Below are 25,477 nucleotides of genomic sequence, written 5' to 3' on the forward strand. Positions count from 1 at the left end.
AAAAAAATCGATTTGATTTCTCAAACCGATTTTCTTCCAAAGCATTAAGCGTGTATTATATACTTCTTCGAGTTCTAAATATCGTCGTCTCCTTTTAATTTTTCTGCATTTTCTGCAACCTTCAACGCATCGATCATTTCTTGGATGTCGCCATTCATGAAATTGTCTAAATTATAAATCGATTTATTAATACGATGATCGGTTACACGACCTTGCGGATAATTATAGGTTCTGATTTTTGCCGAACGGTCACCAGTAGAAACCAAAGATTTTCTCTGTTCTGATCGTTCTGCATGTTTCTTTTCGAATTCTATTTCGTACAATTTGGTTCGTAATAACTGTAAAGCTTTTTCACGATTTTTATGTTGTGAGCGTGCTTCTTGACAAACAATTACGATCCCAGAAGGCTTATGAGTCAATTGTACTTTTGTTTCTACTTTGTTCACATTCTGCCCACCTGCACCAGACGAACGCGCCGTTTGATATTCTAAATCAGCTGGGTTAATTTCTACGTCGACTTCCTCTGCCTCAGGCAAAACCGCCACTGTAATGGCCGAAGTATGTACACGACCTTGCGATTCGGTTTCTGGTACTCGTTGTACACGATGCACACCCGACTCGTATTTCATCGTACCATAAACAGCATTTCCTTCTACCGAAATGACCATTTCTTTGAAACCTTTCCCAGATGCTTCAGAGGTATTGAGAACCTCATGTTGCCAACCCTTTTGTTTGAAGTACATTGCGTACATTCGGTAAATATCTTCTACGAAAATTGCCGCTTCATCTCCTCCGGTTCCGGCACGCAACTCAACTATTACGTTTTTGTCATCTTCGGGATCTTTCGGGATTAGCATAAATTTTATTTCTTCTTCCAGCTTTGGAATTTTGTGCAATGCTTCGTCTTTTTCTAGCTTTGCCAACTCAACCATTTCTTCATCCGATCCATCGGCAATAATTGCATTTGCCTCCTCAAGCACATTGAGCAAACCTTCGTATTCTTCTTGTTTTTCTACATAATCACGTAGATCCGAATATTCTTTGTTTAGTTTAGCGTAGCGTGCTTGATCGGTGATAATGTCGGGTTGAATGATTAAATCTGCTACTTCATCAAACCGCTGTTTTATAGCACGTAATTTATCTAATAGTCCTGTATCTGCCATTTTTTTTCTTTGGGTGGTAAAGATACGGCTTCACAAGCATTTCTGGAAATTTGGCTTTAACTTTCCACCGATTTTAGAATTTATCTGATTCTATAGAAATTTTATTAGAAACAGAATACATAGGCAAACCTCTTGGCTGTAGCCCGACATAAACTTTCTTGCTCTTTCCTAACAAATTCGACCTTACAGAAACCTGAATCGTTTTTTGATGCTTGATTTTCCCTTCCCACAACACCTCTCGAATATCTTCTAAATATACCACAGAATGATGCGGATCGCCAATAAACACCAAGTAAAGTAAAGGTAAATCTTGAAAGTTTTTACTGGAAAAAATAGCAGGTGATACAGATGACAACTCGATAACAACAATGTTTTCTGCAGGATAATTGACACTGCTCATAAGATGAAAAGCATAGTTTTCTTCGGGTTTGAAATTTTCTACTTTCGTAATAAAGTAGGGTTTGTCTCGCCATCCTATCACCGATTGATTGCTTTTTTGCCAACGAGAAACAAACACAAAATCCTTCCCATCAAAATCGTTCAATTGTTGCCAATCATCGAAACTCGACCGTCGGTTATCCAAGGTTCTATATACCCATGTAGACCTATTTGCATAAAATGCGAACAAGGATGCTTCTTGATATTTTTCGAATATAACAAGAGAATCTTTTACTTCGTTTCCAATGCGCAAGGCCGCGTCTCGATTGTCATACAACCAAGATAAAGAAGGAGAAAGTAATAAAATTCTTGCAACAATTAGCACAATAAGATTCGCAAATCCTAACCGAAAAAATAATTTATTGTCTAGATCTTCTGTTTGATACAACCATATGAGTTGTGCAACAAATCCTATCAAAAGCCATTGAAGTTGCGGTTTGTTTTTTAGGCTCATCACCAAAAAAAACACCATTGGCATTAAAGATAAATACAAAATAGACTGATCGAATCTATATCTTCTTTTTATATTTTTTATCGAGAAAAAAGTTTTCCAAAGAAAAGGAGAATACGCCAATGTCCCCAAAAACAAACCCCCAATAAGCAGATAAGCAATAGCATCGAAATGTATTTTGGTCTGATTTCGTTCGGCGAGATGATACCGAAAAGGAACAAAATCGTGTTCGATTAACCAAAATATATGAGGAATATAGAGTAGGAATGCGATGAAAATAGTAAGATAGAATTTTTTACTGTTCAGTAAGAACAGAAAATGTGGCAACAAGGTAAATGCAACCACTAAAAATCCGTGATATTTACTGTAAAACAAACCAGCGATAGCAAAAGATAGTCCTAAAAAAGTCAAGGATTTTTTTTGATCTAAAAATTGCTTCAGATAATAGAGGTACAATAAAGTAAAAAACAACAAGACTGTATCAGGTGTAGAGATGAATCCGAAGAGTTGTAAAAACGGTGTGGAAGCAAAAAGACATAAAACTTTCCAACGTTGCAAGGTTGATTTAGGTTGTAAGATTGCGTAAAAAAGGAAAAAATTGAAGGTAAAAAGAATTGTTGAAATAAATCTTAATCCTATTTCTTGCGTTGTTACAAAATTTCCTAACCTAATCATCCATGCAATCATCGGTGGATGATCATAATATCCAAAAGCGAGATGTTTAGACCATACCCAGTAATATGCTTCGTCATCGACTAAGGGTGTAAAGGTTGCCTGAAGAAAATTGAGCAGAAGAAGCAACACAAAACAAAGGACAAAAGCGTATTTTTTCATAAATAACTAATCATCTATCCAAAAATAACTGTATTTTTATGGTTTTGAAGCTAGAAAAGAATGATATTATTCAACATAACGAAAAATTCATGTTGCAAATTCCTTAAAACCCAACAATATTTATATTTTTGTAATCTGAAAAACTAAAAAGAATGAATCTTCACGAATATCAAGCAAAACAAATTTTAAGTAAGTATGGTGTTAAAGTACAACGAGGAATAGTTGCAACAACACCAGATGAAGCTGTTGAAGCTGCACAAGAGTTAACCAAAGAAACGGGCACATCTTGGCATGTTGTAAAAGCCCAAATCCACGCAGGTGGACGCGGTAAAGGTGGCGGAGTAAAACTTGCTAAAAGTTTAGAAGAAGTAAAAGAAAAGGCTACGGATATTATCGGTATGCAATTGATAACCCCACAAACTCCACCAGAAGGAAAGAAAGTAAATCAGGTATTAATCGCTGAAGATGTTTACTATCCTGGAGAATCTGAAATAGAAGAATTCTACGTTTCAGTATTATTAAACCGTGCAACTGGAAGAAATATGTTTATGTATTCAACCGAAGGGGGGATGGATATCGAGGCAGTTGCAGAAGCTACTCCAGAAAAAATCTTCACCGAAGAAATTGACCCTGCAGTTGGTTTAACAGGTTTCCAAGCTGCAAATATTGCCTTCAACTTGGGTGTAAAAGGAGCAGCTTACAAAGACATGATAAAGTTTATTCATGCACTTTACAATGCTTATATTGGGATTGACGCTTCATTGTTCGAGATCAACCCAGTACTGAAAACATCAGACGACCAAATTATGGCGGTTGATGCAAAAGTTGTTTTGGATGGTAACGCATTATTCCGTCATAAAGACTTAGCAGAATTACGTGACACTCGAGAAGAAGATCCTACCGAAGTAGAAGCTGATGCAGCGGGATTAAACTTTGTGAAGTTAGACGGAAACGTTGGTTGTATGGTAAATGGTGCTGGTTTAGCGATGGCAACAATGGATATCATTAAGCTTTCTGGAGGAAACCCAGCCAACTTCCTAGACGTAGGAGGAACTGCAGACGCAGAACGTGTAGAAAAAGCATTCCGTATTATCCTGAAAGATTCCAACGTAAAAGGAATCTTGGTAAATATCTTTGGAGGAATCGTTCGTTGTGACCGAGTTGCTCAAGGAATTTTGGATGCATACAAAAACTTAGGTGACTCGATTAATGTACCTATCATTGTACGATTACAAGGTACCAATGCCGATATTGCAAGACAAATGATTAGCGAATCTGGTTTACAAGTACATGCAGTAGACACTTTACAAGATGCTGCCGACAAAGTAGCTGAAATACTGTAAACATACTGTAATAATTTTAAGAAATATTTAAGAGCTTTTGAATATTCAAAAGCTCTTTTCTTTTTGTACCTTTCACTTTACCCTAATACTCCTTTATGGATAAACAAACAATAACTATTGGTCTAACGGGCGGTATCGGATCTGGAAAATCAACAGCTGCAAAATTCTTCGAAAAAGCTGGTATACCAATTTATTACGCCGATCAACGAGCCAAAGACTTGATGAACAATAATCCCCAGCTTATCAAGAAGATAAAAAATATTTTCGGTGAAAAAGCTTACCAAGACGGAAATTTGAATCGGGTTTGGATAGCTGAAAAAAGTTTTAGCAATCCTGAAACTTTACAACAACTCAATCAGGCGGCGCACCCTATTGTCTACAAAGATTACAAACAATGGATTAGCCAGCAAGCATCGCCATTGGTAATGAAAGAAGCTGCCATCTTGGTAGAAAGCGGATCGTACAAAAACTGTGACGAAGTAATTGTAGTAGTTGCAGATGAAAAGCGAAGAATAGAACGCGTAAGCAAGCGTGATCGCACTACACAAGAAGCGATACAGCAGAGAATGAACAATCAGTTGAGCGACGAAGAAAGAAAAAAATTTGCTACTTTTATTATAGAAAACAATGAAGGTATTGAGCAATTAGAAAAACAAGTTTCTAAGATAATTGTAGCACTACGAACCAAATATCATTTGACCTAACCCTATGAAGAAAGGATTTTATAAAGTTTTGATTATTGTCATGAGCGTCGCGCTTATCGGACTGATGGTCATCCAATTCTATTGGTTGAAATTAACTTTTGACTCGAGCAAAGAAAACTTCAACACCAGTGTTTATCAGGCGATGAACAATACAGTAGAAAAGATAAACAAAGGAGAACTCGAGATGTATTACAAACAATTCGAACATGTCCAGAAAGATTTCCAAAACAACCAAAACAAACCTGAAGTTTTTTCTACTCAAGCGATTAAGGATTCGGTTGGCGTTACGTATGTTCTATTTACACGGTATATTCTCGACCGTGCTATGTTGCCAATTTCTGGACAATACAATGATAGTATTACCAAAGCCGATGTTTATAAACAAGAAAGTTTGATCAAAATTCCGAAAGATACTTCGGCAATAGGTGTTTCTCCATTGAATATGAATTTCGAAGAAGCTTTTAAGAATTCTACCTACTCTATCGAACGTTTGGCTCGTATAGACGCTGGAACGAAACCTATCGAAATGAGAGTTTCACTAGAGGTTATCGATTCAATCTTCAAAAAAGAACTGAAACATCGTGGCGTGCATGCCAACCCAGAATTAGGAATTACAAAAGTAGATTCGGGTGACACGAAGATCAAAACTCATAATTTTCGTCTGGCAGATACTAATTATTCGATTCCTTTGTTTTATGACAAAGATGAACATCCCGTTTATTATTTTAACGCTTATTTTCCACAACAAGTATTTGCTATTTTAGGCCCTATTGTTCCGATTTTGGCCTTGACATTTATCTTGACCTTGATTATAATTTCTGTTTTCTCCTTGGCTATTTATTATATGCAAATGCAACGAAATATATCCGAGATAAAAACAGATTTCATCAATAACATGACCCACGAATTCAAAACTCCTATTGCAACCATCAATATTGCTTCGGACGCTTTGAAGAATGAAAAAGTTACCCAAAACCCCGAAAAAGTAAGATATTATGCAGACCTCATCAAACAAGAAAACAAACGAATGAACTCTCATGTAGAAATGGTTCTTCGAATGTCTAAACTCGAAAGAAACCAAATGGAGATGAATCTGCAAAGTGTAGACATGGATAGTATTATAGAAAATGCATTAGAACCTATTCGATTTATTGTATCTGAACGAAGTGGTACAATTTTTGAAAGTTATGAAGCAGATCAAACTATCGTCAATGGTGATTCTTTCCATTTAGAGAATATTGTGATTAATATTTTAGACAATGCACGAAAATACTCTACTGGGAAACCCGAGATATCCATCAGAACTTATAACGATGATCGGTACTTTATCCTCGAAGTGAAAGATAAAGGAATTGGGATGTCACCTTCAGTTTTACGGAAGATATTTGATCAATTTTATAGAGAAGAAACAGGAAATATACACAATGTAAAAGGACATGGACTAGGTCTTGCCTACGTGAAAAAAATTGTAGAACTGCACCACGGAGCAGTTTGGGCAGAAAGCAAATTAGGCGAAGGAAGCAAATTCTATGTAAAAATACCTTTAAAAAAATAACTATGAGCGAAAAACAAAGACTGCTTTTAGTGGAAGATGATCCAAGTTTTGGTAGTGTACTAAAAGATTATTTATTAATTAATGATTTTGATGTTACCCATGCAATTGATGGAGAAGATGGTCTTAATAAGTTTAAAGAAGGCGAATACGACTTATGCATACTGGATGTGATGATGCCAAAAAAAGACGGTTTCACGCTGGGGAAAGAAATAAAACAACTAAAACCAGAGCAACCCATCATTTTTCTTACCGCAAAAAATATGCGAGATGATGTATTGAATGGTTATAAAATTGGTGCTGATGACTATGTACTCAAACCATTCGATTCGGAAGTTTTATTGTATAAAATAAAAGCGGTTTTACAACGTAATTTTGGTGAAGAAGAAAAATTCGAACAAGAAGAGTTTACGATTGGGAAATTTCATTTCAATGCTAAACTTAGACAACTAGTTTACGAAGGAAAATCACAGAAATTATCACCAAAAGAAAACGAATTGCTTCGTTTGTTAGCAATTTATAAGAACGATTTAATGCCGCGTGAAATTGCCCTAACCCGTATTTGGCACGATGATAATTACTTTACCTCTCGTAGTATGGACGTTTACATTGCAAAATTACGCAAATACCTAAAAAAAGACCCTAATGTAGAAATTGTCAATATTCATGGTGAAGGATTTCGTTTGCTCATACAAGAAATATAAAATGATGTATCAAAACAAAAAGCACAAGATATACCTCTAAATCTTGTGCTTTTTTTCTATTGAATTAATCTAATTTTTAGGCAGACAATATTTTTTTCACTTGTTCAGAAATTGTTTTGCCATCTGCTTTACCCGCTAACTGTTTTGATGCTACTCCCATCACCTTACCCATATCTTTTGGAGAGGTCGCACCTACTTCTGCCACAATAACTTCTAAGGCACTCACCAACTCTTCCTCAGACAATTGGGCTGGTAAGAAGGCCTGGATAACTTCTGCTTGCTTCAATTCTTTCTCTTCTAATTCTGGACGATTATTGACTCTGAATTGTTCCGCTGCTTCTTTTCGTTGTTTCACTAACTTTTGCAACAATGTAATTTCGTCCTGCTCGGTTAATTCTCCTAGATTTTCACCCGAAGTTTTTGCCAATAACAATTCAGATTTTATTGCTCTTAGGGCTTCTAAAGCAACTGTATTTTTTTCTTTCATAGCAGCTTTCATTTGCTCCATGATGTTGGTCTCTAAACTCATTTGTACTTTATTTTGTTATCCAAATTTACGAAATTTCTATCTTATAATTTTTGTCCTTGTTCGATTTTCGTTCGTTGTATAAGCTGGTTTTGCTCGGATATTTTTCCTGCCCCTCTACTGTTACGAAACAAAAAAGCTCCACCTTTTCAGTACGGAGCTCCTTTTGAATTAATAAGAATATAATATAGCGATTAATCTACATTATCGTGTAAAAAATTATTAGGTTTGATTTTAGAATCAGGACCAATCATGAAGTCTGAAGGCTTATTTTCTTCTCTTTCAGAAAGATTCAATCCTTGACGCTTATACGCTGGAATCGACTCAAACTCGTCTACTTGTGCGTTATTCAAAGTGTTTTTAAATTTGAAATTAAATTGCTTCAAACGATTTCTTCGTTCTTCTATGGTCGAATTCAGTGCTTCAGAAATAGGCTTTTGGAAATCTACAATTGGTGTTTCGATTATCTCCTCTTTCATGGTTTCCACATCTTGTGCAGCCATTGAGGTTTTTTTATCCTGATTGAGACTAAAAATTACCGTTTCTTGCTTTTCTACGATAGGTTTACTCGGATTTTGGACAAAAGAATTTTTCGGCTGATCAGGATTCGAACTTCCTATGTTTTGATAAGATGATCCGGTTTGATTTTGAGTAGAATTCTCATTATTGATTTCTGATTTTAGACGCGGTTCATATTCATCAAAATGTTTTGTTTCTTCTGATTTGTACGTAGACTCTTCATCCAAAACATACTTGGTTATGCCTTCATCATCACTTTCTTTATCCTTAATTGGTTCTTGAAATGTATCTTGGTCGTGTTGGATAAACTCGTCTTTTTCTTCTGATCTTGTACCGAAATTCAACTCGAAATTAATCGGATTTACTTTAGGGGTAAGCGGTTGATCTATCGCCAATGTTTTGGTTATAGGTTGATCTTCTTCTAGAGCATGAATAATTTTCTCTTCTTCTTTTCCTGTATATACTTGGTCATCTTTTGGGAAGCCAGTCGCCACAATTGTAATCGAAATTTCTTCACCCAAACTTGGATCTTCGCCGATACCCATGATAATATTCGCACTATGTCCAGCTTCATTTTGGATATAATCATTGATGATTCCAATTTCATCCATCGTCAATTCATTATCACCAGATAGCAATAACAATAGAACATTTTTAGCACCTGTGATTCGGTTATTATTCAGTAATGGCGAGTCTAATGCAGCCTGGATTGCTTCTTTTGCTTTGTTTTCACCTTTTGCTTTAGCAGATCCCATAATTGCGGTTCCACTATCGGCTAAAACTGTTTTGGCATCGCGTAAATCTATGTTTATCGAGTAGTTATGCGTAATAACTTCTGCAATACCTTTGGCGGCTGTTGTAAGCACTTCATCGGCTTTTGCAAATCCACTTTTGTACCCTAAATTACCGTATAACTCTCGAAGTTTATCGTTATTGATAACAATCAATGAGTCTACATTACCGCGTAGTTTTTCGATTCCTAACTCGGCTTGTTCCAACCTCATTTTACCTTCGAAATAAAATGGAGCTGTTACAATCCCTACCGTTAAGATTCCTAATTCTTTTGCAATACCTGCAATTACAGGAGCAGCACCTGTTCCAGTTCCGCCACCCATACCGGCAGTGATAAAAGCCATTTTGGTGTTGCTATCGAGGACTGTTTTTATCTGGTCCATACTTTCTAAGGCGGCTTGTTCGCCTACTTCTGGGTTTGCACCAGCTCCCAAACCTTCTGTTATAGCTTCACCTAGCTGTATTCTGATCGGAATTGAGCTATTTTCTAGTGCTTGTGCATCGGTATTACATACCACAAAGTCTACTCCTGTAATCCCTTGTTCAAACATGTAATTCACGGCGTTACTTCCGCCTCCACCAACGCCTATGACTTTTATGGCTGATGATCGGTGTTTTGGTAAGTCGAATTTGACTAGTCCTTCTGTAATATCGCTCATACTAATTCTTTTTATTAATTCTTATTTATTCAGTTAATTTTTATTCTGTTTCGTTGATCATTTGGATGAATTTGTCTGTCCACTTGGAAAAGATGTTTGATTTTTTAGGCTTTTCACTGCTTTTTACTTTAGCACCTAATTTTACTCCCATCAATTCGTCTTCTTTTTCTTCTTCTTTATTCTGATGTTTTTCTTTGTTTTCGGTTTCTGCTTTTGAGAGGTTGAGTGTTTGATCTGAAGAGCTATCTTTACTCATCGAACCAATAATATTTTCGGTCATTGGATTTGCGTAAAGTTCTTTCATCTGTTTGTTTTCTAACTCTTCAATCCCTTTCATCAATAATCCGACGGCAGTTGCATATTCTGGTCCTGATAATTCTTCAGCTTTTGCGCCAACGATATGTTCATTAGAGTAACCAATTCGTACATCCATTCCTGTAATATATTCGGTCAATTGACGAATATGTTTTAACTTAGATCCACCCCCTGTTAGTACAATTCCTGCAATGAGTTTCGAGTTTTGCTCTTCGCACCCATAGTTTTTTAGTTCTAAAAATACTTGTTCGAAGATTTCTTGTACACGAGCATTGATAATTTGCGATAATCTTTTAAGCGAAATCTCTTTTGACCCGCGCCCTTTGAGTCCTGGAATAGAAACGATTTCTGTTTCTTTATTTTCTCCTGGCCATGCAGAACCATAACGCTCTTTGAGTAGCTCCGCCTGTCTACCAATAATGGAACATCCGGTTTTGATATCCTCTGAAATTACATTTCCTCCGAACGGAATTACTGAGGTATGTCGGATTACGTTATCCTTGAAAACTGCGATATCTGTTGTTCCTCCTCCTATATCGACAAGTGCTACCCCTGCTTCTTTTTCTTCTGGACTAAGTGCTGCATTAGATGATGCAAGCGGTTCTAAGGTGATACCAGAAAGTCGTAAACCAGCATTTTTCACGCAGCGGGCAATGTTACGAATAGATGCTACTTGACCAATTACTACATGGAAATTAGCTTCTAGACGGCTACCGTACATCCCGATTGGCTCTTCGATTTCATCTTCGTTATCTACTTTATATTCTTGCGGAAGAACATGGATAATTTCTTCGCCTGGTAGCATCACCAATTTATAAACTTGATTAATCAATAAACGTAAATCTTCTTCATCGATGACTTCTTCTGCATTTAGACGAGTTATGTAATCGCTATGTTGTAAACTTCTTATGTGTTGTCCTGCAATTCCTACTGTAACTTCTTCTATTTTGATCCCAGACATTGCTTCTGCTTGGGATACAGCAAGTTTTATAGAGTTAATAGTTTGGGTAATATTGTTCACTACACCACGGTGCACGCCTAGGCTTGGTGCATGACCGTATCCTAGTATTTCGATTTTTCCGTTGTCATTTTTCTTCCCGACTAAAGCGACAATTTTGGTTGTCCCGATGTCTAATCCGACTGCGATTTTACTATTATTCATTTTCGTTTGTTTTGGTTGCCACAACTTGATTTATAAATTTAATACTGATTTTCTTATAATAATCTAATCCTACATTACCGAGGTATTGATCATAAAAAAGTTTCAGATTCTTTAGTTTCTTCTCAAAATTATATAGGGTCCCTAGCTCAATATAATAGTTTCCTTTGTTCACTATTAAATTATACGATCGTTGACCAACTTTTTGTATACCAATGATATGATTTTTTAATAAATTATCCGTGTTAATATATTGTATCAAATCACTCAATCCCACATAGTCTTCTTCTTTTACATCTCCTGCAACCATGATTACTGGTGCAGAATAAACTTTTGAGATGGGCATTCTTTTTCCATCTGTTGTTATATAAAATTCATCTTTTGCAGTGTTTACACGTGCGATTGGTTCTTTTTGTTCTATGTTTACGTGTATGTTGCCATAAATATCTTTGCTTACTTGGGCGGTATCTACGTACGGACTTTCGTTTATTTTCTTTTCCATTTCATACACATCGAGATTACCGATTGGTGTATCCATGATTGGCTGACCGTCTTCTTCTATGATATTTTTCACGATACTATCATTCAAAAAATAATTATTTTTTTGATGTTCGATAATAACTTTCAATGACTCTACTTTTCGGCATGCATTTTTTCTTACCGAAAAACCGACCAAAACACCTAGAATTACTAATCCCAAGAAGACTTTTAATATTTTTAATTTAGTTTTCATTTAGCCATTCTTTTATGGGATTCACTAAGGTATCGATATTTCCAGCGCCTGCAGTGAGCAATATATCAAATTTCTTGGTTTTTAATAGGTCCATTGCTCCTTCTAAACTACAAACTTTTTTTTGGTCTAGCGTAATTTTAGACAATAGCCACTCAGAAGTAACGCCTTCTATCGGGAGTTCTCTTGCTGGATAGATGTCTAATAAAACTAACTCATCTACTGCTGATAGGCTTTCTGCAAATTCGTTTACAAAATCACGTGTTCTTGTATACAAATGTGGTTGAAAAACTAGTAGCAATTTTTTGGTAGGATACAATTCCCTTACCGATTCGATTACTGCTTTCAGTTCGTTTGGATGATGTGCATAATCATCGATATAGATTTTGTCAGTATATTCGAAACGATTGAATCGACGTTTGACACCTTTGAACTCTGCCAATGCTTCGATAATTTTCTTTTCATCGATCCCCATATAATCGGCAACAGCCAAGGCTGCCAATGCATTCTCCATATTATGTCTACCTGGTAATAGAATTCCTACATTGTGAATTTCTTTGGTTGGCGTCTGAACGTCGAATACATAGTGCCCATCTTCTATGCGTACATTTTTTGCTACATAATCAGCCTCTTCTTCTACGCCATAAGTTAAGGAATTTGAGAAATTTAATCCTTTCCGAACAAATAATTTTTCTTCTACAAGTTGTCCAAATTCATGAAAAGATTTTTCTACTTCTTTTCGTTCACCGTATATATCCAAATGATCTGCATCGATAGAAGTAATGATGGCAAGTTTTGGCGACAAGCGTAAGAAAGAACGATCGAACTCGTCGGCTTCTGCAACGGTTACTTCTCCTCCATTCAAGATGATACTAGAATGATAGTTTTCGGCAACTCCACCCAAAAATGCAGTGCTCTTTACCTCTGCAAACTTCAGCACATGCCCTAATATAGATGATGTGGTTGTTTTCCCGTGTGTTCCTGCTACGCCGATGCTGTAGGTGTGTTTGGTGATTTCTCCTAATACCTGAGAACGTTTGAGAACGGTAAAGCTATTTGCTCTGAAATAATTAAGCTCTTGATGATCAGATGGTACTGCAGGAGTATAAATCACTAAGGTATTATTAGGATTAATTTCGGTAGGAATCAACGCAACATTATCTTCGAAGTGGATTTCAATACCTTCATCCATCAAAGTTTTGGTTAATTCAGTTTGAGTTTTGTCGTAGCCCAAAACGTTTTTTCCTAATGATTTGAAATAACGTTCTAAAGCACTCATACCGATTCCTCCTGCACCGATAAAATAATAATATGTATAGTCTAAAACATTCATTATATTAATCCTAATACGATATCTACAATTTCTTTGGTGGCATTTGGTTTTGCCAATTTATTTATATTTTCACCTAAACGTTTTTGTTTCTCTTTATCGTTTGCTAATAACAGAACTTCTGTAACTAAACGTGTTTTGGCTTGTTCGTCGCTCAGCATTAATGCTGCATCAGCTTCTACCAAAGCTTGTGCATTTTTGGTCTGATGATCTTCTGCTGCAGTTGGTAATGGAATCAGTACCACTGATTTCCCAACCATTTCTAGCTCTGATATGGCCATTGCTCCGGCTCGCGATACAATTGTATCAGCTGCTGCATAGGCATCTTGCATATCATAAATAAATTCTGCCAAATGAATCATCGGATAACCATCACCCAATTTTTCTTTAATCGAGTTATAATCTAACTTTCCGGTTTGCCAAATCAACTGAACGCCCGACTGTGCAAGCTGATTGATGTTGGCCAGCCAAGCATTGTTAATTGCTCTAGACCCTTGACTTCCTCCTACACTTAGCACCGTTGGTTTTGTTGGGTCTAAGTGAAATTTACGGATCGATTCTTCTCTATCGGGTAAGTTCTGAAACATATCTACCCGAATCGGATTCCCAGTATAATGAGTTTTCTCTTTCGGGAACTGTGGAATTTCTTCGTACGCTGTGCAAATTGCCGATGCTTTTCTCATCAGTAACTTATTGGTCACACCTGGATACGAATTTTGTTCTTGCAATACATAAGGAATTTTATGTTTACCAACTTCCCATAACATCGGGCCAGAAGCATATCCTCCTGTACCTACTGCAATATCAGGCTGAAATTCTTTTCTTATTTTTTTAGCCAATAAAAGTGATTTCATTAATTTTATCGGGAAATTAACATTAGCCAAAAGATTGCCACGATCGAAACCGACAATTGGCAAACCTTTTATTGTGTACCCTATTTTTGGTACTTTTTCCATCTCCATTCTTCCATCGGCACCGACAAATAATATAGCAGCATCGGGAAGTCGACGTTTGATTTCGTCGGCTATCGCTATCGCAGGGTAAATATGTCCGCCTGTTCCTCCTCCGCTGATTAATATTCTAGGCGATATCTTCGATGACTTCTTCACTGTTTAATTCTTTTTCTAATTCTATTTCTTCTTTCGATTTGATTTTTGTACTCACACTGAGAATTACTCCAAACGATATACAGGTCATCCACAAGGATGTTCCTCCATAACTTATTAATGGTAGGGGCTGTCCTGTTACAGGAAATAAACTAACGGCTACTGCCATATTAACAAATGCCTGTATGATGATCGGCATGCCCACCGCAAAAACTAAGAGAGTTCCAAAGATAGTATGTATTTTAGTGGCAATTACACAAATTCTATAAAGAATAAATGTAAAAACTCCTATGAGAAACAGGGCTCCGAATAAGCCATATTCTTCCACAATTATTGCGAAAATAAAATCGGATGAGGACTGTGGTAGAGTTTGTTTAAAGACGCTTTTTCCTGGTCCAGCCATTTCTACCAATCCTTTTGCTATTGCAGCTTTTGCACGTAATACTTGGTACCCTTCTACTCCTTCGTCATTAAAAAACTTATTAATTCTAGACATCCAAGTATGTACACGGGTATTGGGAATAAGATCTGGGAAATATAGCGCTACATAGATAAACAATCCTATCAAAATTCCACAAACTAATCCAACACCTAATAAATATTTTGTAGGGAAACCTCCTATAAACAATAGTATACCACACATAAAGAGTAGCATAAGTGCTGTAGATCCATTGGCAGGTAGGATTAATCCTACTACAACCACTATCGGAAGAAATAAATATAGAAAGATATTTTGGAGATTTGGCTGCTTGTTTCTGTTGATGGTAAGGTATCTTGCAATGTAAATTAACAAGGCTTGGGATGCCAAAACCGAAGGCTGAATACCTACCCCAATTCCTGGTATAGATAACCAACGTGCTGCATTAGCTCCCTCTATGGTAGTACCCATTAGGGCTGTGAATAACAAGATGATAGAAGTGATAAAAACTCCAAAAATAGCTATTACACCAAACCATTTATAATCAAATCGTTGTACGAAAAAAATAATCAACAAACCACCTAATAGGAAACCTGCATGTTTTATCATATGAGACAAAACGGTACCCGAACCCACTGTGTACACCAAGTTCGAGCTTGCTGAATAGACAGGTAAAAATGAGAACAAAGCAAGCAAAATAATAAATGCCCACAATGCTTTGTCACCTTTTAGGTTGTTTTGGATAATGTTTCGCATTCGTTTATAATTCTTTTACTTCTTTTTTAAATTGGTTTCCGCGATCTTGGTAACTTGTAAACAAGTCGAAACTTGCACAAGCGGGAGATAACAAAACGGTATCACCTTTTTCACCATACATATAAGCTGCGCGTACTGCGTCTTTCATTGTTTTGGTTTCGGTGATTTTTTCTACAACCCCCGAAAAGGCTTCGATAATTTTATGATTATCAACCCCAAGACAAACTATAGCTTTTACTTTTTTCTTGACAAAAGGCATTAGTTCGCTATAATCATTCCCTTTATCGGTTCCTCCGACAATCCAAATAACAGGATTTTTCATACTTTCTAATGCAAAATAGGTTGCGTTAACGTTGGTTGCTTTACTGTCGTTGATAAATTCTATTCCACCAATTTTCAGTACATTTTCTAGTCGGTGTTCTACCGACTTAAAATCGGATAAGCTACGCTTTATCACATCCTTTCTTATTTTCAAAATATTGGCTGCTGTAGCTGCAGCTAAAGAATTCGACACATTGTGTTTTCCTATCAATCCAAGATCTGCTATTGGCATTAGGAAACTGTTATCATTATCTTTTATTTCGAAAATCTTTTCGTTTGCATACGCTTTCTGTTTTTTATCTTTCATAGAAAAAGATGTTTTATTAGCTTTTATTTTTAGTTCTTTTATTAGCTCGTTAATCTTCTCATCATCTACATTGTACACGAAATATTCTTTATCGGTTTGGTTTTCTGTAATACGAAATTTAGAGTGAGCATACTTATCAAAATTATTCTCGTACCGATCTAAGTGATCAGGTGTAATATTTAGTATTATTGCGATATAAGGCTTGAAAAATCGAATGTCATCCAACTGAAAACTACTGATTTCTATCACATAATACTCATGAGGATCTTCTGCGACTAATTGCGCAAAACTTTTCCCGATATTTCCGCACAAGCCTACATCTAGACCTGCTTCTTTCATGATATGATACATGAGCGAAGTGGTCGTAGTCTTTCCGTTACTCCCGGTAATGGCTATTATTTTAGATTCGGTGAATCTCGAGGCAAATTCGATTTCAGAAATCACTTCTATTTGCTTGGCTTTTAGGGCCATTATCAAAGGTACGTTTTCTGGGATTCCTGGACTTTTTACCACTAAGTCTGCCGACATTATTTTTGCTTCGGTATGATGAGCAAATTCATATTCTATTTGATGTTCATCCAATATTCTCTTATAGTTATCTTTTAGCACTCCTCGGTCTGACAAGAAAACCTGATAACCTTCTTTTTTTCCCAAGATTGCTGCGCCAACCCCGCTCTCTCCTCCACCTAATATTACCAACTTTTTCATTATCTTATTTTTAGAGTGATGATGGCAACAATCGCTAAGAAAATTCCTACGATGATGGCACGGTTAACTATTTTACTTTCGTGATAACCCAATTTCTGGAAATGGTGATGCAATGGCGACATCAGAAAGATTCTTCTTCCTTCTCCGTACTTTCGTTTGGTATATTTGAAGTAGGACACCTGCATCATCACCGATAAGCTTTCTGCAAAGAAAATTCCGCACAATACTGGCAGCATCAATTCTTTTCTGACTATTAGTGCCAAAACAGCAATCAGGCCACCAATAGTTAAACTACCTGTATCACCCATAAACACTTGGGCTGGATAGGTATTGTACCATAGAAAACCTATTAAACCTCCGATAAAAGCACCACAGAAAATGAGTACTTCTTCTGATCGTGGAATAAACATAATGTTGAGATAATCGGCAAATACGATATTCCCAGATACAAATACAAAAAGTGATAGAGCCAAGACTATTACAGATGAAGTTCCTGCGGCCAAGCCGTCGATTCCGTCGGTAAGATTTGCCCCATTTGATACGGCTGTTATAATAAAAATAACTGCAAAAACGAACACAAATAGAACCACCCAAGAATATTGCTCTTTCTGATGGTCGTCTAGAAAGAACAGAATATCTCCATAGTTAAACTCGTTACCTTTGAGAAATGGAACAGTTGTATCTAAGCTTTTTTCTTCTTCGCCAAAGCGGACTATTTGATAACTATTCTCTAAATGTTCAGTTTTATTTTCTTGATGTTTCACTGTTACTTGAGGACTGAAATACAGGGTTAATCCTACTAAAACCCCTAAACCTACCTGTCCGAGTATCTTAAATTTACCTTTTAGTCCTTCTTTATTTTTTTTGAAGACTTTGATATAATCGTCTATAAAACCAATCACTCCAAGCCAAAGCGTAGAGATAAGCAACAGGATGATATAAATATTTTCGAGTTTTGCGAACAACAAAGTCGGGACGATAATCGCCAATATAATGATGATACCACCCATTGTTGGCGTTCCTGTTTTTTCTTTTTGTCCGGTCAATCCCAAATCGCGAACGATCTCTCCCATTTGTTCTCTACGTAGATAATTGATGATTTTTTTCCCATAGAATAAACTTATCACCATTGCCAACAAAACCGCACAGGCAGCTCTAAATGAGGTGTACTGAAAAATCCTTGCTCCAGGAAAATGGTATTGTTCATGTAAAAAATCAAATAAATAGTATAACATATTATTTATTTAGTTGGTGACTTAATTCTTTTGCAACTTCTACATCCGAGAAGTGATTTCTTACTCCGTTTATTTCTTGATAGGTTTCGTGACCTTTTCCTGCAATAAGAATAATGTCGTGTTTCTGACTCATTTTCAGTGCAGTTTTTATTGCTTCCTTCCGATCCGTAATTTTCAATGTTTTATCATAAAACTGTGGCTCTACTCCGGCTTCCATATCGGCCAAAATGGCTTCAGGATTTTCGGTACGAGGATTATCTGACGTAAAAATTGCTAAATCTGATTTTCGAGCTGCAATATCGGCCATTTCTGGTCGTTTTGTTTTATCGCGATCACCTCCGCACCCTACCACGGTTATCAATTGCTCGTTTTTGGTGCGTATCCCCCCTATCGTATCCAATACATTCTCTAGCGCGTCTGGTGTATGTGCATAATCGACTATTATTACACGATCGCCTTGAGTATGAAAAGTCTGGAAACGTCCTTCTACACTCCCCAAAACACTCAAAATCGTTAAGACCTCTGTATCCTCTTGCCCCAACAAATGTGCAATACCGTATACCAACAAAAGGTTATAAGCGTTGAATTGCCCTATCAGGTTGGTCCAAAATTCTTGCTGATTAAAATTGAGCAGCATTCCATCAAATCGAGATTCTAGGATTTTACCTTTAAATTCAGCATCGCCCTTTAACGTAAAGAAATGTTTACTTGCTACAGTATTTTGTAACATTACACGGCCATTTCTATCATCCAAATTCACCAAAGCTTTTGTTGAAGCCGGTAATTCATCAAAGAATTTCTTTTTCGCTTGAATATAATTTTGGAAAGTGATATGATAATCTAGATGATCGTGCGTTATATTGGTAAAAGCCGCCACCCGAAAGTATAAACCAGCTATTCTATTTTGTACAATACCGTGCGAACTAACTTCCATAAAAGCATATTCACACCCTTTATCTACCGCTTGACGGAATATTCTGTTCAGGGTTACTATATCTGGTGTTGTATTTTGGGTAGGAATGATGTCACCATCTACAACTATCTGAATAGTTGATACCAATACCGAAGCATACCCTAATTTGGTAAAAAGCTCATACAGCAAACTTGTTGTGGTTGTTTTCCCATTGGTACCTGTAATGCCCACCAATTGCAAGTTTTTGGTAGGATTATCGTAATAATTAGAAGCCATCACGCCTAGAGCTATTGAGGCATCTTCTACCAAAACATAAACTATATTTTCTTTTTGTATCTCTGGAAGAACTTCGCACACGATTACCGACACTCCTATCTCTGTAACTTGTTCTATATACGAATGTCCATCGGTTTGCGTTCCTTTTATTGCGACAAAAACATCCCCCTTTTTAGCTTTTCGCGAATCGAAAATTAATTCACCAACAAGCACACCTTCGGCATCACCAATAGTTTTGATGATGGAAAGGTTTGTTAAGATGGTTGTTAGTTGTTTCATTATTTTAATACTAAATAAATCGTTTCACCTTTTTTGAACTTTGTACCATTCGGTAGAGACTGGCTAGTAACTTTTCCGATTCCGGTATAGCGAACATCGAGTCCTAGATTTTCTAACGTTGGAATTACCTCACTTCCAGAATATCCTACCACATTTGGTACTATTTTTTTCGACATATCCACATTCAGTTTTAATGAATTTGCCAATTGAGTTGTTAGATTTTTACCATTGGAATTAGGCTGTACACTTTTTGGTGTTTTCGAATACACCCAGTCAGAAATACGTTTAAAAACAGGTGCTGTCACTCGCCCTCCGTAATATCCTTTGCTTCTGTCGGGCTTATGAATAACGACAATAGAAGAATATTTCGGATTATCTGCTGGGAAATATCCAGCAAAAGATGCTCTGTATTGCATTGGTTGATTTTTTAGCCAATACTCTACTCTTGCTGTTCCTGTTTTCCCTGCTATAGAATAATTTTCGGTAAAAATATTTGCAGCTGTACCTCCTTGCTCCACGGCACCTGTCAACATATGCTGCATAGCACGCACATTCTCTAAGCTAGAAATTCTTTCGACTAGAATTTCGGGTTCATATACTATTTCGGGCTCTCCTTTTCTCACTACCTTATCCATAAAAAGAGGTTTCAGCATTACCCCATCATTTGCAATTGCATTATAAAATGTTAGAATCTGAATTGGAGTCATTCGAAATCCATAACCATATGCCATCACCGGTAGCGTTACTTTACTCCAAGTAGGATCTTTTGGCCCGATGATTCTCGGCTCTGCTTCTCCAGGAATATCAACACCTAGTGATTTGTCCAATTTCCATTCGTGCAGTTTTTTCAAGAATTTCTCTGGCTCTGCACCGTAAGCATTATTGATTAATTTCGCTGTTCCGATATTTGATGATTTTTTTATTACTCCATCCACAGTCAGGGTTCCATATCCACGGCTATCAGTAATAGTTCTGTTATATAGTCGGTAAGATCCATTTCCTACTACCACTGTAGATTCTGCATTGAAGTACCCATCATCCATACCGGCCAATATAGAAACCGGCTTGAAGGTTGAGCCAGGCTCAGCTGCTTCCCCAACAGCATAGTTATACACATCTAGATAAGATCCATCTTGCATACGAGACAGATTGACGATTGCTCGTATTTTTCCGGTACTTACTTCCATCACTACTACACATCCGTGTTCTGCATTATATTCCGCCAACTGATCGTGCAAAGCATCGTAAGCTATCATTTGTAAATCAGCATCGATAGTAGTATAAACAGAAGATCCTGGAATCGGTTCTTGCTCCCAGTTTTTAAAAGGTTTCCAAGTTCCATTCCCCATTTTCTGCTCCATCCGAATACCTTCACGCCCTTTCAGTAGACTACTGTAAGCACCTTCTAATCCGGTTTTGCCACGTGCATCATCAAACCCAATAGTCCTTGCTCCGACATCGCGCACAATAAGTTCTCGTTTATTTTCTGTTTCGTGAATAAATCCACCTTTTATTTGCCCTTTATTGAAAATTGGAAAACTTTTGATTCGCTGGTATTGTTCGTAATCGAGATTTTTCACCAAACGCATGTATCGATTACCTTTTTTTCTTTCTTCTCTAAAACGTTTTTCATACTCTGCTGCAGGTTTACCAAACATGATAGAAAGTGAATCAGACAGTGCTTTTATTTCTGTTTCGAACAAGTCATCTTTTATGGTTTTTAAATCCACAAAAACATTATGTTTTGTTACCGTAGTTGCCAACAAAGCTCCGTTCGATGCATACAAGTTTCCTCTTTCCGCTTCTTCTGTCGCCAATCGAAAGTTGTTTTCTTGTGCAAACTCATCGAGCTCGTCTCCCTCTACTAGCTTTATACGCAACATAGCAACAACTATGAGCACAGCCCAAATAACCATTAGAAAGGCGATAAACCAACCACGTAAAAGCGCAGTATTTCTATTCTTCAACATAGACTTTCTCGATTAACACATAAGGTTGCGAACTTGGCAACTCTAAGCCTAATTGCTGTGTATGCGAAATAATAGACGACTCTAGCTGTAGCTGCATCAACTCACTATGCTTATCTGTATACTGAGTTTTCAGATCGCTTACCGAATTTTTCAGCTCTGCAATACGCACTACTTTTTTGTCTACCGAATGCGCACTGGTAATACTAATAAAAGCTAAGCCCACTAGAAACAACATGAATTTCCAGTTTTGCCCCGCAGTATCGTTAGTCAAAAACTCTCCACGTAAAAAGCCTGCAAAAGTTTTCTTTTTTACTTTTGTATTTTTTCTTTTCTTGGCCATGATTAGTATTTTACAGCAATCCTCATTTTCGCACTTCTCGCTCTCGAATTTTCTTCGATCTCTTTTTCACTTGGCACAATCACTTTTGACTGTAATGGTTTGAAGGGCGCTGACCAATTCCCGTAGATATCGCGCTCTGGCTCACCTTCAAACACGCCATTTCTCATATACCTCTTCACCAAACGATCTTCTAATGAATGATACGAAATCACTACTAAACGACCCTCTGGACGAACTATCTCTCCCGACTGCAACAGCATTTCGCGTAAGGCAGCCATCTCATCATTCACCTCTATTCGCAAAGCCTGAAAAACTTGCGCAAAGAATTTATTTTCTTTGTTTTTGGGTATAAATGAAAAGATATCTTTTAAATGTTCTATAGTTTCAATCGACTGATTATTTCTTGCTTTAATAATTTCAGACGCCAATCGACGCGAGCCTTTTAACTCTCCGTAATTGTAGAAAATATCAGCCAATTGGTCTTCATCATACTCATTTACGATGTTTTTTGCCGATAACGATGAATTGATATTCATGCGCATATCGAGTTCACCGTCGAAACGAATAGAAAACCCTCTCTCGGGCGTATCAAATTGATGAGAAGAAACACCTAAATCGGCCAAAATCCCATCGACTTGTTTCACCCCACGAAAGCGTAAATTATTTTTCAGATAACGAAAGTTTTGATCTATCAACTCGAAACGTTCGTCTTCTATTTTATTTTGTTTTGCATCCTCATCCTGATCAAAAGCATACAAACGACCGTTATCGTCTAAGCGAGAGAGAATTTCCCTCGAGTGTCCACCACCCCCAAAAGTACAATCAACATAAACACCTGAAGGATTTACGACCAATGCATCTACACTTTCTTGTAAAAGAACTGGATTATGATAACTCGAATTCATCATTTTGATTTCCCATTACCTCTTCAGCTAAATCTGCAAAACTCTCAAAGTCTGCAGAAACTACTTTTTCATACTCCTCCTTATCCCACACTTCGATAACATCGATATTGAGCACCAAAACAACATCTTTATCAATCTTAGCGAAGCCGATCAAATCTTTCGAAAGCTGAAGCCTACTATTTGCATCAACCTCAACCTCTCTTACTCCCGCTGTAAAACGACGAATAAACTCGTCGTTTTTTCTTATAAAACGATTAAGCTTATTGATTTTCGCCATCTTGGCTCTAAACTCAGCTATCGGATGAATCTCTAAACACTGCTGAAAAATAGCACGTTTCAGCACAAAGCCATCTTCCATCACCTCTGCAAGTTGCTTCTTAACTCCTGCTGGTAATGGCAAGCGACCTTTGGCGTCAACTTTACATTCATATGTCCCGAAAAGAGAATTCATCAATATTTTTTTCAAAAATAGAAAATATTTTACCACAATTTACCATTTTTTACCACATTGTTGATAACTTTTTCCACTTTATCTGAAAATAGTTTAGTACAAAGTAACTTTTTAACTGTATTGATTTCTTCTGTAAGTATGATATCTTCAATAAAAATGGACTAAAAAACTGATTTTTAATTTTTTAAAAAACTTTCGGGGTAAAGACATTTTTTTAAACGATTTGTTTTTTTTGGAAATTAAAATTAAATTTTCATCATATCGTGATTATTTTTTTTGCTTGAAGAAATTCTTAAAAACAGCAGTAAAATAAAACTACTGGTTATTAAAACAGCTTTTTTCTTAACATTTCATTCATATAATAATAAATGTTGTAAATTTGCTGACTTAACGAGATTATACGCATGTCATTTAGCTTAAAACAAAAAGACAATTTCTCCTTCATAGAAATAGGTGAAGGAATACCAATCGTACTATTGCATGGTTTGATGGGAGAGTTAAGTAATTTTAGTGCTTTAACGGATTATTTTTCTAAAAAAGGGTATCGGGTATTTGCTCCAGAATTACCTCTCTATACTTTAGCTCCTAATGAAACGCGTGTAAAAAACATCGCAAAATTTGTTCATGAGTTTATAGAAAAAATAATTGGCGAGCCAGTAGTTTTGGTAGGAAATTCTTTGGGCGGTCATGTAGGCTTAGTGGTTTGCAAACATCATCCAAAAAGTGTTCGTGCACTTTGCCTAACGGGGAGCTCTGGATTATACGAGAAGTCATTCGGAGAAACTTATCCAAAAAGAGGTGATTACGATTATGTAAAACGAAAAACAGAGGAGGTTTTTTATGATCCTTCTGTTGCGACAAAACAAATCGTAGATGATGTTTTTGATACGGTAAATGACCGAAACAAAGCCATTAAAACTTTATATATTGCGCGCGATGCGATCCATTACAACATGAAGGATGATTTGCAAAACTTCTTGATGCCTGTTTGCCTTATTTGGGGAAAACAAGACAATGTAACCCCCCCTGAAGTAGCAATAGAATTTCATGAGGGCTTACCAAATTCTGATTTGTATTGGATAGACAAGTGCGGTCACGCTCCGATGATGGAACACCCCGAAAAATTTAATGAAATTTTACATGAGTGGTTAATAAAAGTAGGTATTACCGCTCCTCAACAATAAAAAACATGAGTGTACAAAGTGCCGAATTTATTAAAAGTGCGCAAACTTACAAAGATTGTCCTAAACCAGATTTACCAGAATATGCTTTTATTGGACGATCGAACGTAGGGAAATCATCGTTAATAAACATGTTAACCAATAAACGAGATTTGGCAAAGACATCGGGCACGCCTGGTAAAACTCAGCTTCTCAATACCTTTTTAATCAACAGCAATTGGTATTTGACCGATTTACCTGGATATGGCTATGCGAAAGTTTCGAAAACGAACCGAGCTGGATTCGAGCGGATGATTTATGATTACTTAGAGTTTCGTACGAATTTGGTCTGTACTTTTGTTTTAGTTGATAGCCGGCATGAGCCTCAAAAAAACGATTTGAAATTCATGGAATGGCTCGGACATAAACAAATACCGTTCGCGATTATTTTTACCAAATTGGATAAATTATCGAGTGCAAAGTTTCAGAAAAATCTCAATACATATAAACGAGAATTACTCAAAACCTGGGAAGATTTACCCATGATTTTCGCTACCTCATCAAGTAGTTTTATCGGAAGGAACGAATTGCTCGATTATATCAACACTCTTACCGAACAATTGAAAGACGAGTTTAACAACAAATAATTCGTCTATATCTAATCTGCAAAATCAATCGATCAGAAATTTTTCTATTGCCAATCGATAACCATCCAATCCCTTACCCGAAATTATATCTACACAGTTTTCGCCCGTTACGCTTATTTTTCTAAAATCCTCACGTGCATAAATATCAGAAATATGCACTTCTATTACGGGCGTTCTTATGGCTTTTATCGCATCGGCTATGGCATACGAATAATGCGTATAAGCTGCCGCATTGAGAACAATTCCATCATACAGAAAACCTACTTCGTGTAGCTTATCGATTACATCTCCTTCGTGATTCGATTGATAATATTGCAAAGAAATATTGGGAAATTGATGTTTCAACGTATCGAAAAAATATTCAAAGGATTGGCGCCCATAAATTTCGGGTTCTCGAATACCTAATAAATTGAGATTTGGACCGTTAATAATCTGAATTGTCTTCATCTTTTTTTTTCACAAATTA

23 protein-coding genes are annotated in these 25,477 nt (G+C 36.7%); 6 read left to right on the forward strand and 17 right to left on the reverse strand.

Going from position 1 to position 25,477, the window contains the following annotated elements:
- Window positions 1–74: 74 nt before the first annotated feature.
- Together prfA and WEEVI_RS03425 are read right to left on the reverse strand one after the other, a co-directional pair.
- On the reverse strand, window positions 75–1,163 hold the full coding sequence (gene prfA / locus WEEVI_RS03420) for a peptide chain release factor 1 (protein ID WP_013597779.1): 1,089 nt from the start codon (window positions 1,161–1,163) through the stop codon (window positions 75–77).
- A gap of 73 nt (window positions 1,164–1,236) precedes the next feature.
- Window positions 1,237–2,886 (reverse strand): ArnT family glycosyltransferase, encoded by a 1,650-nt coding sequence (locus tag WEEVI_RS03425; protein ID WP_013597780.1) that lies wholly within the window; start codon window positions 2,884–2,886, stop codon window positions 1,237–1,239.
- Between the two features lie 152 nt (window positions 2,887–3,038).
- Here WEEVI_RS03425 and sucC point away from each other — a divergent pair, with 152 nt between their 5' ends.
- The 4 genes from sucC to WEEVI_RS03445 all read left to right on the forward strand — a co-directional run bounded on the left by sucC (window position 3,039) and on the right by WEEVI_RS03445 (window position 7,189).
- Window positions 3,039–4,229, forward strand: coding sequence for an ADP-forming succinate--CoA ligase subunit beta (gene sucC / locus WEEVI_RS03430; RefSeq protein ID WP_013597781.1), 1,191 nt, complete (start codon window positions 3,039–3,041; stop codon window positions 4,227–4,229).
- Window positions 4,230–4,324: 95 nt separating this feature from the next.
- Window positions 4,325–4,933, forward strand: a complete 609-nt coding sequence (gene coaE, locus WEEVI_RS03435; protein ID WP_013597782.1) for a dephospho-CoA kinase — start codon at window positions 4,325–4,327, stop codon at window positions 4,931–4,933.
- A 4-nt stretch (window positions 4,934–4,937) separates the two neighbouring features.
- The gene (locus WEEVI_RS03440) at window positions 4,938–6,488 is read left to right on the forward strand and encodes a sensor histidine kinase (RefSeq protein WP_013597783.1); all 1,551 of its coding nucleotides are present in this window, start codon (window positions 4,938–4,940) and stop codon (window positions 6,486–6,488) included.
- Window positions 6,489–6,490: 2 nt separating this feature from the next.
- A complete protein-coding gene (locus WEEVI_RS03445; RefSeq protein ID WP_013597784.1) occupies window positions 6,491–7,189 on the forward strand; it encodes a response regulator transcription factor in 699 nt (232 codons plus the stop codon).
- Between the two features lie 76 nt (window positions 7,190–7,265).
- Here the strand turns inward: WEEVI_RS03445 and WEEVI_RS03450 are convergent, their stop codons facing one another.
- The 14 genes from WEEVI_RS03450 to mraZ form a co-directional block, all read right to left on the reverse strand.
- On the reverse strand, window positions 7,266–7,718 hold the full coding sequence (locus WEEVI_RS03450) for a GatB/YqeY domain-containing protein (RefSeq protein WP_013597785.1): 453 nt from the start codon (window positions 7,716–7,718) through the stop codon (window positions 7,266–7,268).
- Window positions 7,719–7,909: 191 nt separating this feature from the next.
- Window positions 7,910–9,685 carry a cell division protein FtsZ gene (gene ftsZ / locus WEEVI_RS03455; RefSeq protein WP_013597786.1) on the reverse strand — a complete coding sequence of 592 codons (1,776 nt, stop codon included), beginning with the start codon at window positions 9,683–9,685 and terminating at the stop codon, window positions 7,910–7,912.
- A 40-nt stretch (window positions 9,686–9,725) separates the two neighbouring features.
- On the reverse strand, window positions 9,726–11,162 hold the full coding sequence (gene ftsA, locus WEEVI_RS03460) for a cell division protein FtsA (protein ID WP_013597787.1): 1,437 nt from the start codon (window positions 11,160–11,162) through the stop codon (window positions 9,726–9,728).
- Window positions 11,155–11,892: a cell division protein FtsQ/DivIB gene (locus WEEVI_RS03465; RefSeq protein WP_013597788.1), complete on the reverse strand. Its 738-nt coding sequence runs from the start codon at window positions 11,890–11,892 to the stop codon at window positions 11,155–11,157. Before WEEVI_RS03465 ends, ftsA begins: the two co-directional genes overlap by 8 nt.
- The gene (gene murC / locus WEEVI_RS03470) at window positions 11,882–13,222 is read right to left on the reverse strand and encodes a UDP-N-acetylmuramate--L-alanine ligase (RefSeq protein ID WP_013597789.1); all 1,341 of its coding nucleotides are present in this window, start codon (window positions 13,220–13,222) and stop codon (window positions 11,882–11,884) included. The genes WEEVI_RS03465 and murC overlap by 11 nt, the downstream gene beginning before the upstream one ends.
- The gene (gene murG, locus WEEVI_RS03475) at window positions 13,222–14,328 is read right to left on the reverse strand and encodes an undecaprenyldiphospho-muramoylpentapeptide beta-N-acetylglucosaminyltransferase (protein WP_013597790.1); all 1,107 of its coding nucleotides are present in this window, start codon (window positions 14,326–14,328) and stop codon (window positions 13,222–13,224) included. The genes murC and murG overlap by 1 nt, the downstream gene beginning before the upstream one ends.
- The gene (locus WEEVI_RS03480) at window positions 14,300–15,499 is read right to left on the reverse strand and encodes an FtsW/RodA/SpoVE family cell cycle protein (protein ID WP_013597791.1); all 1,200 of its coding nucleotides are present in this window, start codon (window positions 15,497–15,499) and stop codon (window positions 14,300–14,302) included. Before WEEVI_RS03480 ends, murG begins: the two co-directional genes overlap by 29 nt.
- A gap of 4 nt (window positions 15,500–15,503) precedes the next feature.
- The gene (gene murD / locus WEEVI_RS03485) at window positions 15,504–16,835 is read right to left on the reverse strand and encodes a UDP-N-acetylmuramoyl-L-alanine--D-glutamate ligase (protein ID WP_013597792.1); all 1,332 of its coding nucleotides are present in this window, start codon (window positions 16,833–16,835) and stop codon (window positions 15,504–15,506) included.
- Complete coding sequence (gene mraY / locus WEEVI_RS03490; RefSeq protein WP_013597793.1) at window positions 16,835–18,070, reverse strand: phospho-N-acetylmuramoyl-pentapeptide-transferase; 1,236 nt, start codon at window positions 18,068–18,070, stop codon at window positions 16,835–16,837. The genes murD and mraY overlap by 1 nt, the downstream gene beginning before the upstream one ends.
- 1 nt (window position 18,071) lies before the next feature.
- The gene (locus WEEVI_RS03495) at window positions 18,072–19,538 is read right to left on the reverse strand and encodes a UDP-N-acetylmuramoyl-L-alanyl-D-glutamate--2,6-diaminopimelate ligase (RefSeq protein WP_013597794.1); all 1,467 of its coding nucleotides are present in this window, start codon (window positions 19,536–19,538) and stop codon (window positions 18,072–18,074) included.
- On the reverse strand, window positions 19,538–21,508 hold the full coding sequence (locus WEEVI_RS03500) for a PASTA domain-containing penicillin-binding protein (RefSeq protein WP_013597795.1): 1,971 nt from the start codon (window positions 21,506–21,508) through the stop codon (window positions 19,538–19,540). Before WEEVI_RS03500 ends, WEEVI_RS03495 begins: the two co-directional genes overlap by 1 nt.
- Complete coding sequence (locus WEEVI_RS03505) at window positions 21,495–21,848, reverse strand: FtsL-like putative cell division protein (RefSeq protein WP_013597796.1); 354 nt, start codon at window positions 21,846–21,848, stop codon at window positions 21,495–21,497. Before WEEVI_RS03505 ends, WEEVI_RS03500 begins: the two co-directional genes overlap by 14 nt.
- Before the next feature lie 2 nt (window positions 21,849–21,850).
- Window positions 21,851–22,756 (reverse strand): 16S rRNA (cytosine(1402)-N(4))-methyltransferase RsmH, encoded by a 906-nt coding sequence (gene rsmH / locus WEEVI_RS03510; RefSeq protein ID WP_013597797.1) that lies wholly within the window; start codon window positions 22,754–22,756, stop codon window positions 21,851–21,853.
- Window positions 22,734–23,204: a division/cell wall cluster transcriptional repressor MraZ gene (gene mraZ, locus WEEVI_RS03515; RefSeq protein WP_041942057.1), complete on the reverse strand. Its 471-nt coding sequence runs from the start codon at window positions 23,202–23,204 to the stop codon at window positions 22,734–22,736. Before mraZ ends, rsmH begins: the two co-directional genes overlap by 23 nt.
- A 404-nt stretch (window positions 23,205–23,608) precedes the next feature.
- On the opposite strand from mraZ, the gene WEEVI_RS03520 reads away from it, so the two are divergent.
- Window positions 23,609–24,388, forward strand: coding sequence for an alpha/beta fold hydrolase (locus WEEVI_RS03520; RefSeq protein ID WP_013597799.1), 780 nt, complete (start codon window positions 23,609–23,611; stop codon window positions 24,386–24,388).
- Window positions 24,389–24,393: 5 nt separating this feature from the next.
- On the forward strand, window positions 24,394–25,011 hold the full coding sequence (yihA, locus tag WEEVI_RS03525) for a ribosome biogenesis GTP-binding protein YihA/YsxC (protein ID WP_013597800.1): 618 nt from the start codon (window positions 24,394–24,396) through the stop codon (window positions 25,009–25,011).
- A 24-nt stretch (window positions 25,012–25,035) separates the two neighbouring features.
- Here yihA and WEEVI_RS03530 read toward each other — a convergent pair whose 3' ends face one another.
- Window positions 25,036–25,458: a type II 3-dehydroquinate dehydratase gene (locus WEEVI_RS03530; protein WP_013597801.1), complete on the reverse strand. Its 423-nt coding sequence runs from the start codon at window positions 25,456–25,458 to the stop codon at window positions 25,036–25,038.
- Window positions 25,459–25,477 lie beyond the last annotated feature (19 nt).

Origin of the sequence: Weeksella virosa DSM 16922, assembly GCF_000189415.1 — a bacterium.
In the GTDB taxonomy this organism is placed as follows: Bacteria; Bacteroidota; Bacteroidia; order Flavobacteriales; family Weeksellaceae; genus Weeksella; species Weeksella virosa.

Bases quoted from the DNA above. Each gene is read 5' to 3' on its own strand.
- WEEVI_RS03465 (WP_013597788.1), bottom strand. From the start codon at position 11,892: ATGAAAACTAAATTAAAAATATTAAAAGTCTTCTTGGGATTAGTAATT.
- mraY (WP_013597793.1), bottom strand. From the start codon at position 18,070: ATGTTATACTATTTATTTGATTTTTTACATGAACAATACCATTTTCCT.
- murC (WP_013597789.1), bottom strand. From the start codon at position 13,222: ATGAATGTTTTAGACTATACATATTATTATTTTATCGGTGCAGGAGGA.
- yihA (WP_013597800.1), top strand. From the start codon at position 24,394: ATGAGTGTACAAAGTGCCGAATTTATTAAAAGTGCGCAAACTTACAAA.
- WEEVI_RS03445 (WP_013597784.1), top strand. From the start codon at position 6,491: ATGAGCGAAAAACAAAGACTGCTTTTAGTGGAAGATGATCCAAGTTTT.
- WEEVI_RS03505 (WP_013597796.1), bottom strand. From the start codon at position 21,848: ATGGCCAAGAAAAGAAAAAATACAAAAGTAAAAAAGAAAACTTTTGCA.
- WEEVI_RS03425 (WP_013597780.1), bottom strand. From the start codon at position 2,886: ATGAAAAAATACGCTTTTGTCCTTTGTTTTGTGTTGCTTCTTCTGCTC.
- WEEVI_RS03450 (WP_013597785.1), bottom strand. From the start codon at position 7,718: ATGAGTTTAGAGACCAACATCATGGAGCAAATGAAAGCTGCTATGAAA.
- WEEVI_RS03440 (WP_013597783.1), top strand. From the start codon at position 4,938: ATGAAGAAAGGATTTTATAAAGTTTTGATTATTGTCATGAGCGTCGCG.
- rsmH (WP_013597797.1), bottom strand. From the start codon at position 22,756: ATGATGAATTCGAGTTATCATAATCCAGTTCTTTTACAAGAAAGTGTA.
- ftsA (WP_013597787.1), bottom strand. From the start codon at position 11,162: ATGAATAATAGTAAAATCGCAGTCGGATTAGACATCGGGACAACCAAA.
- sucC (WP_013597781.1), top strand. From the start codon at position 3,039: ATGAATCTTCACGAATATCAAGCAAAACAAATTTTAAGTAAGTATGGT.
- coaE (WP_013597782.1), top strand. From the start codon at position 4,325: ATGGATAAACAAACAATAACTATTGGTCTAACGGGCGGTATCGGATCT.
- WEEVI_RS03530 (WP_013597801.1), bottom strand. From the start codon at position 25,458: ATGAAGACAATTCAGATTATTAACGGTCCAAATCTCAATTTATTAGGT.
- ftsZ (WP_013597786.1), bottom strand. From the start codon at position 9,685: ATGAGCGATATTACAGAAGGACTAGTCAAATTCGACTTACCAAAACAC.
- WEEVI_RS03495 (WP_013597794.1), bottom strand. From the start codon at position 19,538: ATGAAACAACTAACAACCATCTTAACAAACCTTTCCATCATCAAAACT.
- WEEVI_RS03480 (WP_013597791.1), bottom strand. From the start codon at position 15,499: ATGCGAAACATTATCCAAAACAACCTAAAAGGTGACAAAGCATTGTGG.
- prfA (WP_013597779.1), bottom strand. From the start codon at position 1,163: ATGGCAGATACAGGACTATTAGATAAATTACGTGCTATAAAACAGCGG.
- WEEVI_RS03500 (WP_013597795.1), bottom strand. From the start codon at position 21,508: ATGTTGAAGAATAGAAATACTGCGCTTTTACGTGGTTGGTTTATCGCC.
- murD (WP_013597792.1), bottom strand. From the start codon at position 16,835: ATGAAAAAGTTGGTAATATTAGGTGGAGGAGAGAGCGGGGTTGGCGCA.
- WEEVI_RS03520 (WP_013597799.1), top strand. From the start codon at position 23,609: ATGTCATTTAGCTTAAAACAAAAAGACAATTTCTCCTTCATAGAAATA.
- mraZ (WP_041942057.1), bottom strand. From the start codon at position 23,204: ATGAATTCTCTTTTCGGGACATATGAATGTAAAGTTGACGCCAAAGGT.